The sequence below is a fragment of the Streptomyces sp. NPDC102360 genome, assembly GCF_044766085.1.
In the GTDB taxonomy this organism is placed as follows: Bacteria; Actinomycetota; Actinomycetes; order Streptomycetales; family Streptomycetaceae; genus Streptomyces.
The window spans coordinates 230,163-243,111 of sequence record NZ_JBIWLG010000001.1 but is presented as its reverse complement, the minus strand read 5'-3'; the positions used below and the strand labels follow the sequence as shown (position 1 = coordinate 243,111).

General features: G+C 68.3%; 8 protein-coding genes. 6 read left to right on the top strand and 2 right to left on the bottom strand.

All coding sequences use genetic code 11. The features are described from left to right. The first annotated feature begins 57 nt into the window (after positions 1-57). The 6 genes from ACIRHA_RS01115 to ACIRHA_RS01090 all read left to right on the top strand — a co-directional run bounded on the left by ACIRHA_RS01115 (position 58) and on the right by ACIRHA_RS01090 (position 11,730). The gene (locus tag ACIRHA_RS01115) at positions 58-1,491 is read left to right on the top strand and encodes a GDSL-type esterase/lipase family protein (protein WP_403838484.1); all 1,434 of its coding nucleotides are present in this window, start codon (positions 58-60) and stop codon (positions 1,489-1,491) included. Positions 1,492-1,509: 18 nt separating this feature from the next. Continuing rightward, positions 1,510-3,120, top strand: coding sequence for a glycosyltransferase family 2 protein (locus ACIRHA_RS01110; RefSeq protein WP_403838482.1), 1,611 nt, complete (start codon positions 1,510-1,512; stop codon positions 3,118-3,120). Beyond that, positions 3,117-5,339, top strand: coding sequence for a hypothetical protein (locus tag ACIRHA_RS01105; RefSeq protein ID WP_403838480.1), 2,223 nt, complete (start codon positions 3,117-3,119; stop codon positions 5,337-5,339). The genes ACIRHA_RS01110 and ACIRHA_RS01105 overlap by 4 nt, the downstream gene beginning before the upstream one ends. Then, a complete protein-coding gene (locus ACIRHA_RS01100; protein WP_403838478.1) occupies positions 5,332-7,365 on the top strand; it encodes a glycosyltransferase family 2 protein in 2,034 nt (677 codons plus the stop codon). The genes ACIRHA_RS01105 and ACIRHA_RS01100 overlap by 8 nt, the downstream gene beginning before the upstream one ends. Positions 7,366-7,508: 143 nt before the next feature. Next, complete coding sequence (locus ACIRHA_RS01095) at positions 7,509-9,008, top strand: SDR family NAD(P)-dependent oxidoreductase (RefSeq protein ID WP_403838476.1); 1,500 nt, start codon at positions 7,509-7,511, stop codon at positions 9,006-9,008. A gap of 178 nt (positions 9,009-9,186) precedes the next feature. Further along, a complete protein-coding gene (locus ACIRHA_RS01090) occupies positions 9,187-11,730 on the top strand; it encodes an LPXTG cell wall anchor domain-containing protein (protein WP_403838474.1) in 2,544 nt (847 codons plus the stop codon). A 153-nt stretch (positions 11,731-11,883) separates the two neighbouring features. Here the strand turns inward: ACIRHA_RS01090 and ACIRHA_RS01085 are convergent, their stop codons facing one another. Both ACIRHA_RS01085 and ACIRHA_RS01080 read right to left on the bottom strand, forming a co-directional pair. Next, positions 11,884-12,084 (bottom strand): DUF397 domain-containing protein, encoded by a 201-nt coding sequence (locus tag ACIRHA_RS01085; RefSeq protein WP_403838472.1) that lies wholly within the window; start codon positions 12,082-12,084, stop codon positions 11,884-11,886. After that, positions 12,081-12,944, bottom strand: coding sequence for a Scr1 family TA system antitoxin-like transcriptional regulator (locus ACIRHA_RS01080; RefSeq protein WP_403838470.1), 864 nt, complete (start codon positions 12,942-12,944; stop codon positions 12,081-12,083). The genes ACIRHA_RS01085 and ACIRHA_RS01080 overlap by 4 nt, the downstream gene beginning before the upstream one ends. Positions 12,945-12,949: the final 5 nt, after the last annotated feature.

Here is a 12,949-nt window from a genome sequence, read left to right as displayed (position 1 = left end):
CGGTGGCACAACGGCGGTCGCGGGCTCTGCAGAGGCCCGATCGGGAGGTGGGTTCAGGTGACAACCACCAGCAACGCTGACGCCGCAGAGCGCTGGACCTCCGCCCCCGCCGTCTACATCCTCGGAGATTCCGTAGCCAAGATGGTCGCCCCCAAACGCCGCGACCGCGCCGGCTGGGGCGAGGAGTTGGAGCGGCTCTTCACGGATGAGGTGCGGGTCTACAACTTCAGTAAGAAGGACTGGTCGATCGTCCACGCAGCGGAGATATTCCTGCCCTCGGTGCTGAACACCCTGCGCCCCAGCGACATCGTCCTCATCGCGTACGGCCACGTCGACCAGCAACTGCACCGGCACGACCGCTACGTCGCGCCGGCGGACTTCTGTCACGTGCTGGGTCGCATGGCGCGGCAGGTCCGCGAGCGGGGCGGGGTCCCGGTGTTCGTCACGCAGGCCACCCGCGCGGGGTTCTATGAAGACGGCACCGTCATCGATGCCACGGGGGGTTACGCCGATCTGGTGCGGGAGACCGCCACCGCGCACCAGGTTCCCGTGCTGGACCTCAATGAGCTCACCGCGCGCCTCTTCCGTTCGATCGGCCCCCACCAAACACGCCTGTACTTCAACTGGTTCGCCGCCGGTGAGCTGCCGGAACTGCCGGACGGGCAGATCGACACCAGCAACTTCAACCGGGCCGGCTGCGCGCGCATCGCGGCGATGCTGGCGGAGGAGCTGAAGACGCGAGGTCTCGTCGACGACACGTGGTTCCTGTCGCCCGCTCCGGACCCGCCCCCGCTGCCGGGCCGTCCCGAGTGGGACACCGCGAAAATCCGGGCCGAGGTGGCCCGCCGGGCGGGTGTCCCCGAGCTCCCGCTCGACGTGTCCTTCCAGGAGCCCGCTCCGGGAGCCGTCGTGCTGCCGCGCCGCGCCTTCCGGGGCACCGCAGGCAAGGGCGTGCGGCGCATCGTTTTCTTCAGCGACGGCCGACCGGTGGGCGAGACGACCGTCGGTCCCAAGGGCACCTGGCTGTGGCGCCTCGCGTACTACTGGCCCCACGGGCAGCACAACCTCACGGCGATCGGCCTGACCGACAAGGCGGCCACGCCCTCGGTGGAACTATCGCTGCGGGTGATCGCCTCGCTCGACGCCCCGACGGTGACGCACCCACTGCCCGGCCGGTCCGTGCCGGGCACACCGGTCATCGCCGGGACGGTCAAGAACGCCCCGCTGGTCGTGATCCTCCACCACGGCCGCCGTATCGGAGAGACCCGCGTCGACGACAGTGGCCGCTGGTCGTTCACCCCGGCACAGCCCTGGCCCGCCGGACGCCACACGGTCCGGGTCGTCGCCTGTCACGGCATGGTCGTCTCGCCTCCCGCCGACTGGGAGATCGAGGTCGTGGCCCCCCTGAGCCCGCCCGCGGAGCTGCCGGGCGCGGACACCCTGCCCACCGAGTTCCGGGAGTGGCGGCCCGCGCTCTGGAACGACCGGTAACCGGAAGGGAGGCCCACCATGCGCACCGAGACCGTGTCCGGCGGTCCACGCCCGGCAGATGTCAGCGTCCTGCTTCCGGTGCGGGACGGCATGCCCGAGCTCGGCCGGTGCCTGAAGTCGCTGAGCCGGCAGACGCTGGCTCCCGAGCGCATGGAAGTGATCGTCGTGGACGACGCGTCCACGGACTGCAGCGCCGAGGAGGCCGACACCTTCGCGGCCGGCGCGGGCTGCCCCGTGGTCGTCGTCCGGCGCGAGTCTCCCGCCTCAGCTCCCGGAGTCGTACGCAATCAGGCCCTCGCACGGGCCACCGGACGGTACGTGCTGTTCGTCAGGAGCGCGGACCATCTCGGCGAAGAGGCCCTTGAGCGCATGCTCGCGGCTGCCGACCGCGACAGCAGCGACATCGTCGTGGGCAAGGTCGCGGGGGGCGGCCTTCGCGGATTCGAGAAGCAGGCGTTCAAGGCGAAACCGGGCGAGGAAGGGGCGCGGGCCCAGGCACTGCGTCACCTCGGCGTCATGAAGCTCTTCCGGCGCGACATGCTGTCCCGCCACAAGATCCGCTTCGATGCCTCGATGTGCGGCGGAGACGACATCGTCTTTGTGACCCAGGCCGTGGCGGTCGCCGCCCAGGTGTCCTTCGTGCCGGACTACGTCTGCTACCGCGTCGGGCAGTCCGGCGAGCCGGAGGACGGGACCGTACCGCAGGCGAGCTGCTGCGCCGAGCGGTCGGTGCCCTTCTTCCGTGCGGCCTCTGCGGTCGCGAAGCGGTCCCGGGATTCGGTCGAGGCCGACCGAATGCTGTCCGTGCTGATCGGGCACCACATCGACGAGATGCTCGCGGTCGTCGACTCCGACGCCTCGTACCGCGAACGGCAGTGCGCGGTCCTGGAGATGCAGCGCATGCGCCAGGAGCACTGGAGCAACGGGGTCGGCAAACGGGTGGGGCTCTATCCCGGCCTGTGCTCCTTCGCCGCCGATCGCGGGCTCTTCGACGAGGTGTCCTACTTGGCGGTCAACCGCCGCTTCTCCCACCGCGCGCGCACCGTGGTGGAGGGCAGCCGCGTCTACCGCGCCTTCCCGTTCTTCCGGGCCCACCGCGGGCCGGGGAACCCGCTGCCCGACCATGTCTTCGACGCCACCGACCGCCTCAGAGCCAGGGCCGAACTGCTCCAGGCGGTGTTGTCCGGGCCCACCAGGCTGGTGCTCACCGGGTTCGGCTACGTCGGATCCCTGGACAGTTCCAAGTGCACGGTCACCCTGCACCTGCGCCGGCGCGGCGGCGCGGGGGCCACGGTGCTCCCGGTGACGTCCTCCCCCACCCCGTTCCTGACCCACGAGCGCGGGGACGGCGTGCACGACTACGACGCCGCGGGCTGGCGCACCGTACTGGACTTCGACCAGGTCGACTGGTCCCGGAAACGGCACGGCCCCTGGGACTTCTGGGTCATCGTGTCCTCGGCCGGGACGGCCAAGGAGGCACGTCTGAAGGCTCCGGCGAATGCGGGGAAGGCCCTGGACAGCGGCCTGTTCACGGGCGACGGCTCGACACGGGTGCGGGTGTACCGGACACCCGGCGGCTATTTGTCGTGCGAGCTCTCCGCGGATCCCGACGGTGGTGGATCGCGATGACGCTCTCCGGTGCGCAGCCCACGGAGGGAGACCCTCCCGACCAGGCCGACGTGGAAGACGTGGCGCCGTCCCCGGGGCGCAGGCTGCTGCGTGCGCTGCGCAAGTGCAGCCGGTTGATCGCGGCGAACACCCTGCTGCTGGCCCTGCTCGGTTCCTACGTGGCCATGGCCTATGGCGTCGCCACGCTGTCCCGTTGGTTCTTCGCCATCGGAATCGTCGTCAGTTACGGCGTCGATGCCGTCCTGCCGTACGTCAAGTCCGATGCGCTGTCGCTGCTGCGCAAGAACCGCTTCGGACTCACGATGCGCTTCCTGATACGTCAGCTTCTGCTCATCGGGTTCTGCGGCGAGTTCCCGGGTTTCCCCCGGCATGCCACCGCGCTTCTCGCCTGCGGATTCATCTACCTCTTTGTCTTCTTGGTGCTGTACGGACTGCCCCTGGAGACCGCCAAACGCAAACACCGGGCGATTCCGGTGATCGTGCGGATGCTGGATCTGAGCGAGTGCATTCCTCCGCCGCTCCCGCGCAACTACGTCTATCGGAGCTACGTCCGCAAGATTCTCTATCTCGATGTCCTGATCTCCGCCGGGGCCACTGCGTCGATCGTCACCGACCGGATCACCTTCCTGTACGGGGGGATCGGGGCGCTGCTCATCATCTCGATCACCGCGATGGCCGTCATGCTGCCGCAGGCGATGCGGGCGCACCAGGTGCCCGAACGCGAGGATTCGCTCGCAGCGGTCAATCGCGCCCTGGGATACGCCTCCCCCGAGGTGGTCGTGTACTTCAGCTTCGCCTCGGCATCGAGCGACTTCATGTATCAGGTCAACATGTGGCTGCCGGTACTGAAGAACACCGGCCGGAGCTGTCTCGTGGTGCTGCGCGAACGCCGCTCGATGGAACTCCTCACCCCGACGGACATCCCCGCCATCTGTGTACCGAAGGCCGACGACCTGGGCGAGATCATGCTTCCCCATGCCCGGGTCGTGCTCTATCCCGGAAATGCCGGAAAGAACGTCCACATGCTGGGGCGAGCCGAGATGAAACATGTCTTCGTCGGTCATGGCGACAGCGACAAACTCGCCTCCAGCAACCGGGTCAGCAAGACGTACGACGAGATCTGGGTGGCCGGGCAGGCGGGCCGGGAACGGTACCGGCGCCTGCGCGGATCCATATCCGACGAGGCCATCGTGGAGGTCGGCCTGCCGCAGCTCGACGAGGTCGAACCCGCAGCCCCGGAGGCCAGGGAGCACCCGGCCGTCCTGTACGCGCCGACGTGGGAGGGCTGGACGCGGGAGGGTGACTACAGCTCGGTGCCGGAATTGGGCGTACGCATCATCAGCGAACTCCTCAGGCTCAACCCGGAGGGCCGGATCGTCTACCGCCCCCACCCGATGCTCGGTTACCGCTCGCCGGATACCGCGGCGGAGCACCGGAAGATCCTGGCGATTCTGGAAGAGGACAACAAGCGGCGGCTCGCCGAGGACCCCGGTCTCGCGGCGGACGCGACGGTGCTCAAGGAAATGGCCGCGCTGGAAGAACGCATGGCGGAACTGCAGGACCGCAGCCGCGACTCCCCCGCGTACCACCTGACCGAACAGGAAAGGGTGGTACGCCAGCAATTCGCCGTCTCCCGCTGGTACGAGCTCTTCCCGATGGCCAACAGCCCGCGTCTGCACTTCCACAGCACGGGACGGCTGCCGGGGCTCTTCGCCGTGTTCAATTCGGTCGACGGCATGATCAGTGACATTTCAAGTGTGGTGTCCGACTTCCTGGCCAGCGGAAAGCCGTACGCCCTGTCGAACCCCCGCGGCCTTTCCGTGGCCGAGCTGACGGAGCAGGTATCCGTAGTGGGCGCCGCGTATCTCGTGCCCGTGGGGGAAGACCTGGCGGTGGGTGACTTCCTGGAGTCCGTACGGGCCGCAGGCGGCGACCGGCTCGCGGAACGCCGTCGTGTTCTCCGGACGTTCGTCCTGGGCGGGCCCGACGCCCAGAAGCGCTTCACGCACGCGGTGGACGATCTGTACGAGCGGGGAATTCGGACGTTTCCGGCCGGAGAGGTCCCGGTGCCGACTGTTGCCACGCCTTTCAATCAGGAAGACACCGAGCAGGAGGAGGTTCCGGCGGAATTACAGGAAGAAGGCCTGCCGGACATTCAGGAAGAAATCGAATCAACGACGCAGAGCGTGACACGGGAAGGAGCTCACGGCGATGGTTGACATCAGCGTCATCGTTCCCGTGTACAACGCGGAGACCACCATCGAGCGGTGCCTCACCTCCGTGGTGCGACAGAGTATCGGGCCGGACAGATGCGAAATCATCGTCGTCGACGACGGTTCCATCGACGCCACCCCTGCGGAGCTCAACCGGCTCTCCGCGCTGCACCCCGCCATCACCGTGCTGACCATCGACCACCGGGGGAAACCGGCGGCGGCCCGGAACACCGGGATCGAACACGCCCGCGGCCGGTTCCTGTTCTTCCTCGACGCGGACGACTGGCTCGGCGAGGAAGCGCTGGAACGGATGCTCGCCCTCGCGGAACGCGGCGACACGGACATCGTCCTGGGAAAGATCGTGGGAGCGGGCGGCCGCAGGGCCGCCACCTCGATGTTCCGCGAAACCGTGGAGCGCGGGAACATCTTCGACACGCACGCCTACCGGAACCAGGTCGTCTTCAAGCTCTTCCGGCGCGACCTGATCGATCGGCTCGGCCTCCGCTTCGACGAAGACGCCGGTTACGGCGAGGACATCATCTTCGTGTCGACCGCCTATCTGGCGGCCCCGCAGTCCATCGGCATCGTGGCGGACTACGACTGCTACTACTGGACCCGCGCGCAAGGCGAGCAGCAGGAGCTGTCCCGTACGTTCAAGGCGCCGGAGCGGGTCACCAACATCGTCGAGCCCGTCCAGCGGATCCAGGGGGCCGGCCTGGGCCAGGACCAGCGGGACATCCTGGTGGCTCGGCACCTCAAGGACGTGGTCGGCTTCCTTCGCCGCTGGGTGGGCGTGCAGGGAGTGCCGGCCGCGGAGTCGGCGTTCGACCGTATCGCCTTGGTGCTCTCTCCCGTCCTCACCGATGGGGCCCTGCTGCAGTGCGATCCGTTCGAGCGGCTCTCGGCCGTGCTGCTCACGAAACACCGCAGAGACCTCCTGGCCGAGCTCTACACCTCGGACCTCGTGTCCGACCGCCCGGCACAGGCCAAATTCTCGTCGTCCGGACGGTTCTACGCGGATCTGCCCTACCTCCGCGACACCGACGCCGCAGTGCCCGACCTGGTCTACGACGTCACGGACTCCCTCGACGCGTCCGCCGTGCTGGAGTCCGCCTTCCGCGACGAGGAGTCCTTCGTCCTCACAGGCCGCACCGAAGTGCCGGGACTACCGATCCAGGACATGGAATTCCACCTCCTGCTGGCTCGGCGCGACGGCCCCGACGAGGTCGAGCTACCCGTCTCCACGCTGTCCTACGCCGCGTTCGACGCCCTGACCTGGCGCGCGCAGATCCCTCTGACCACCTGTCACGAGGGGTCTGTCCTGCCGCCCGGGGTCTGGGACGCCTCCCTGGTGGGCCGTCTCGGGGCAGCCGTCGTCCGGGCCCGGCTGCGCGGTGGCGACCTGGGCAGCCATCGGGTCCCCACCCCCCACTTCGCCGAGCCCCTTCCCGGATACGGCATGTACGAGGCCGAGATGTACGCGACCTCGCGCCGTCATTACGCCGCCCTGGGGGTGGCGGGGCGCCACCGCACGCCGGCCAGGGCCTACCTGGCGGGCGTGACCTGGAACGACGACTCCGCGCGGCTCGTCGGGGGCGGATGGAGCGGCAGGGACAGCACGATGCCGCTGACCGCGAGCCTGGTGCTCTCGCAGCGCGGAACGCGCAGCGAGATCGAGCTCCCCACGGACCTCACGCACTTCCCGCCCCTGCTCGACCCCCCGGCCGCACGCGCTCCGCAGAGCCCCGACGGAGGAGCGTCCGCGCCCGCGTCGGAGACCCCCTGGGCGCCCCCCGTACCCAACTGGGCCATCGGCTTCACGGCCACCTTCACCGCCGAGCTGCGCGAGGGCCTCGAGGGCACCTGGGACTGCTATCTGAGGCTGCGCCGCGGCCAGGACCTGCGCGACATCCGCGTCTCGGCCCCCACGTACGCCACCTCCGCCGATCTCCAGCCCTTGACCCGCAAGGCCAAGGCGCTGCACTGCAGCCCGTACGTCACGGACAAACGCAATGTGAGCCTCCGGCTGTGAACCAGCACCGCCTGTCAGCACCACCTAATTGTCCCGTTTGACGGGTTACTTCCGGTTGGTGCAGCCTGACTACATTCGACGAGCAGGCGGCCGACGACTCCCGTAATGGCGCCACACGCACCACTTTCAGTCTGGGGAATGACGTGAATCAGCAGCCCGCGAGCGCTCAGAAGACCGACCGCACCGTCGCCGTCGTCCTCGCCGGAGGCACGGGTACCCGCGTCGGCCTGGCCGTTCCGAAACAGCTGGTCAAGATCGCAGGCAAGACGATCATCGAGCACACCCTCGACGTCTTCGAGCGCGCCCCGGACATCGACGAAATCATCGTCCTCATGACGAGCGACTTCGTCCCCACGCTGCAGAAGATCGTGGACGCCGCCGGATACGAAAAGGTCAGCCGCGTCATACCCGGCGGCACCTCCCGCAACGAGACCACCCGTCGGGCCCTCGGAGCCCTGGGTGCCAAGGCGGGCGTCGCCCCACAGGAGAACGTCAAGGTCCTCTTCCACGACTCGGTGCGCCCCCTCCTCTCCCAGCGGATCGTCGCCGACTGCGTCTCCGCCCTGGACCGCTACGACGCGGTGGACGTGGCCATCCCCTCCGCGGACACCATCGCGCACGTCCGCACCCACGGAACCGACGGCGAGTTCATCACCTCGATCCCGGACCGCTCCCGGCTCCGCCGCGGCCAGACCCCCCAGGGCTTCCGCCTCGCCACCCTGTGGCAGGCCTACGAGGCGGCCGCCGGCGACCCTCACTTCGAGGGCACCGACGACTGCTCCATCGTGCTGCGCTACCTCCCCGACGTACCGGTGCACATCGTGCGCGGCGAGGAGCACAACATGAAGATCACCCACCCCGTGGACGTGTTCCTCACCGACAAGCTGTTCCAGCTCGCCTCCAGCGTCGCCCCCGAGGCCCTGGAGGAGGACGAGTACCGCAAGCGCCTCGACGGCCGCACCGTGGTCATCTTCGGAGCGAGCTACGGCATCGGGGCGGACATCGCCTCCATCGCCCGCGGCCACGGCGCGAACGTCTTCGCCAACAGCCGCTCGGGAACCGGCACTTACGTGGAGCAGCCCGAGCACATCGAGCGCGCGCTGGCCGAGGCGTACGAGAAGACGGGCCGCGTCGACTACGTGGTCAACACGGCGGGCGTGCTCCGCATCGGCAAACTCGCGGAGAGCAGCACGGAGACCATCGAAGAGGCCACTGCGGTGAACTACCTGGCCCCCGTGCACATGGCCCGCTTCGCGTACCGCTACCTGGCCGAGACCAAGGGCCAGCTCCTCCTCTACACCTCAAGCAGCTACACCCGGGGCCGCGGGTCCTACAGCCTGTATTCCTCCGCCAAGGCCGCCACGGTGAACCTCACCCAGGCCCTCGCCGACGAATGGGCCACCGACGGCATCCGCGTCAACTGCATCAACCCGGAACGCACGGCGACCCCCATGCGCACCAACGCCTTCGGCGACGAACCGTCCTCCTCCCTCCTCACCTCCGAGGCGGTCGCCCAGTCCTCGATCGACGTCCTGGTGTCACCGCTGACCGGCCATGTCATCGACATCCGGCGGCAGGATCCGATCCTGAAGACGGTGGGCGACGACTTCTACGCGGCACTCGTGGCGGGGCTCGAGGAGTAGGCCAGGTTCGGACCATCGCGGCCACAGTGAGTCGGCACACGGAGGCAAACCTGGCCATATGCCCCATATGAGCCCATATAGGTAAAACCCACCGCGTCACCCCCTGCCCTACCGAGCTTCCCCGCCCCAGCGGGCGACCCTTCCTACGGACACACCCGTCTCCGGAGGAAGGGCGCCGATGGACCGCAGCAGACGACCGGCCTGGGGGGTGAGGCTGCGGCGGCTCTCCGCCACACTGGCCGTGACGCTCAGCACGGCGATGGGAACGGCCGTCGCGCTCCCGGCCATGGCCGAAGCACCGTCAGCACACACGAAGCCGCAGGAGCACGCGCGGGCGGCCGCCGCCGCCCAGCCGGGGGTCCCCGAGGACCCGACCGTCGTGTACGACGAGGACTTCGAGAACGACCCCGCTCCGCAGCCGATCAAGCTGACCGAGTACACCGGCGACGCGGCCGCTCGCATGATGACCTACACCGCGGACGACGCCTGGCTCACGAACTGCAACGGCTGGGTCCTCAACAAAACGGACTCGGACGGCTTCACGCCCGGCATCCAGGAGTGCGCAGGCAGCAGCACCAACTGGAACAACCTGCGCAACATCACCGACGCGATCGGGATGCACAACGCCGCAGCCAACCCGCCGGACAACCACGCGGTCGCCGCGTACACCTCGGCCGACCCGGGCGCCGACAAGGTGGAGTTCGAGACCGAGCGGCAGATCGCGCTGAACTCGACGAACCGGTTCCTCACCGCCTCGGTGACCTCCGGCGCCTCGGCATGCAATTACGCGCAGCCCAACCTGAACTTCTTCCTGTTCGACGGGGCCACGGAGTATCCCCTGTCCAGCAGGCCGATCAACCCGTGCACGGACCCCGGTGCGACGACGTACACGACGGCCGAAACCGGCTTCGCCAAGGACATCAACGTCGTGAACAACAGGGCCGACAGCCCGATGATCTATCCCGGCAGCAGCATGGGCATCCGCATGAAGAATGCGACCGGTGTCTACGGCGGCAACGACGCCGCCTTCGACGACATCAAGATCGAAGACGTCACCCCGCGCGTGGAGAAGTCGTTCAGTCCCGATGCCGTAGCCGTCGGCGGTACGTCGAAGCTGACGTTCACCGTCACGAACACCTCGGACCTGCTGAAGAAGGAAGGCTGGTCGTTCACCGACAACCTTCCTTCCGGGCTGAAAGTCGCCGATTCCGCGAACACCGAGACCACGTGCACCAACGGCAGCGTCGACACCTCCGCGGGCAGCGGCACCGTGGACCTGTCCGGTGACCTGACGGAAGGTCAGAAGTCCTGCACACTCAGCGTCGACGTCACCTCCGACCAGGCCGGCACGTACAAGAACTGCGCCGACGGGAACATCACGAAGCTCAGAGGTGTGATCGGCGTCGACCCACGGGGCTGCGCCAGCGTCGTGTTCGACGAGCCCAGCTACACCATCTCCAAGACCTCGGACCCGGCCGACGGCGGCACGGTCGCTCAGGGCGACACGGTCGAGTACTCCGTGGAGGTCAAGAACACCGGGAAGGTTCCGGTCGACGCCACCGCCAATGACGATCTGAGCGATGTCCTGGACGACGCGAAGTACAACGGGGACGCGAAGGCCAGTACCGGTGACGTGTCGTACGACGATCCGAACCTGAAGTGGTCCGGGACACTCGATCCGGGTGAGACGGCGACCGTCACCTATTCGGTCACCGTCGAGGCCTCGGCCGGAAGCAATGCCCACCTGGGCAACGCGGTGACCGGCAACGACTACTCGAACTGCCGGACCGGTTCGGAAGACGGCTGCAACGACCAGCAGGACGTCAAGGACCTGGACATCACCAAGTCCGCCGACACGGCCTCCGCCGAGCCCGGAGACAAGGTCACGTACACCGTGAAGGTCACCAACAACAGCGCCTCCGACATCAGTGGCGCCGACGTCGATGACGACCTGAGCGGGGTGCTCGACGACGCCACCTACGGCGAGGACGCCACCGCCTCCTCCGGTTCGGTGACGTACGACGATCCGGACCTGAAGTGGTCGGGCGACATCGCGGCCGGGCAGACGGTGACGATCACGTACTCCGCCACGGTCGACAGCCCGGACGAGGGCGATCATCAGCTGACCAACACGGTCACCGGCCCCGGCGACTCGAACTGCGCGAAGGGTTCGAACGACACGGACTGCGAGACCCTCGTTCCGGTCGCGGAGCTTCAGATCGCCAAGACCACGGACACGGAGAAGGTCAAGCCGGGTGACAAGGTCACGTACACCGTGACGGTCAAGAACGTCGGTGAGGCCGACTACAGCGGTGCCACGCTCACCGACGACATGTCGGACGCCCTCGACGACGCCGTCTACAACGGTGACGCCAGTACCGACACCGGGGACGTCTCCTACGACGCGCCGAACCTCACCTGGTCCGGCGACGTGCCCGTGGGCGAGACCGCGACGCTGACCTACTCGGTGACTGTCAAGGACCCGATCGCCGGGAACGGCACGCTCGCCAACGCGGTGGTCGGTCCCGACAGTTCGAACTGTGCGGCGGGCTCGAAGGATCCCGCCTGCGGCACGAGCGCCGAGATCACCCCCAACGACTCGGGCGGCGAGCTCCCGGACACCGGCCCTTCGACCGGGACGTTGATCGCGGCGCTGGGATCCGTGTTCCTGCTGGGACTCGGTGTGCTGCTGACGACGGCTGTGCGCCGGTCGCGGAAGTGATCACAGCGTTCATCGGCTGACGACGAGCGACCGACAGCCGAAGAGCGTCGTACGACGACGGTGGGGCCGCCCTCTTCCCGGAGGGCGGCCCCACCGTCGCGTGCGGAATCCACACGGCCGCCCTCGCGTCCGGGACCGGACCGAACGGCCCCCTCAATCCCCCGTGGTGAACCGCGCGAACCCCACGAACCGCCCCCACCCCTGCGCCCCCACCACGAACGCCGGGCGGCGCAGATCCTTGGAGTCCCGTACGTGGACGGCCTGTTCGGCGATGGCGACCTCCACGCAGCTGTCGCCCTGGCTGCCGCTGTAGCTGGACTTGAACCAGGCCAGTTCCGTCGTGACGCTGCTCATAGCTCTCCTCGCAGTCGCTCCAGCAGGGCCCGCGATTCCTTGGGGTTCAGGGCCTGCGAGCGCAGTGTGTCATAGCGCCGGCAGAGCACACTCACCTCTTTCGGGCCGGAGATCAACCGACCGTTCTCCTGCCCCTCGGAGTATGCGAGCCGACTCCCCTCGTCCGTCTCCAGAATCTGCACGGGCCCATCCAGGCAGGCATGCAACCCGCCTTCCAGCGGCACCACTTGCAGCGTCACATTGCGCGGCGTGGTCAGCTCCAGCACATGGTCGAACGACTCGCGCATCGCGTCCGCGTCGCCGAACCGCCGCCGGAACACATGCTCCTCGACGATGAAGCCGAACGGCACGGTCGGCCGCTCACGCATCATCGTCTGCCGCTCCATCCGCGCGGCGAACTGCGCCTCCAACTCCTCGTCGGTGCGCAGCGGAATGGTGCCCTCGAAGACCGCCCGCGCGTACGACCTGGACTGCAGCAGCCCCGGCACCAGCCGGCACTCGTACGTGCACAGGCCCGCCGCCTCCCGCTCCAGGCGCGCCCACCGGCGGAACCACGCCGCGAACCCCGCCTCGCCGCGCGTCAGATGACGCGCCGCCTTGCACAGCGCGCCGGTGTTGCCCAGGACCTCCTCGGCCCTCCGCACGAACGCCTCGTCCGGCATCCGCCGCCCCAACTCCACCGATTCCACGGTGTGTTTCGAGTACCGGACCCGCGTGCCCAACTCCTCCCGGCTCAGCCCCGCGTGCTCGCGCAGGGCCTGGACGACCGCACCGAACGTGCGCAGACTGTCCGACGGCCGGGGTTCCCGCTCCTGCTCCCCCGACGGTCCGCCGACCTCGATCTCCCCGACGCCGCGCATGCGCC

Excerpts from the sequence above, each read along its gene's own strand:
- ACIRHA_RS01110 (WP_403838482.1), top strand. The coding sequence starts at position 1,510 with ATGCGCACCGAGACCGTGTCCGGCGGTCCACGCCCGGCAGATGTCAGC.
- ACIRHA_RS01105 (WP_403838480.1), top strand. The coding sequence starts at position 3,117 with ATGACGCTCTCCGGTGCGCAGCCCACGGAGGGAGACCCTCCCGACCAG.
- ACIRHA_RS01100 (WP_403838478.1), top strand. The coding sequence starts at position 5,332 with ATGGTTGACATCAGCGTCATCGTTCCCGTGTACAACGCGGAGACCACC.
- ACIRHA_RS01090 (WP_403838474.1), top strand. The coding sequence starts at position 9,187 with ATGGACCGCAGCAGACGACCGGCCTGGGGGGTGAGGCTGCGGCGGCTC.
- ACIRHA_RS01085 (WP_403838472.1), bottom strand. The coding sequence starts at position 12,084 with ATGAGCAGCGTCACGACGGAACTGGCCTGGTTCAAGTCCAGCTACAGC.
- ACIRHA_RS01080 (WP_403838470.1), bottom strand. The coding sequence starts at position 12,944 with ATGCGCGGCGTCGGGGAGATCGAGGTCGGCGGACCGTCGGGGGAGCAG.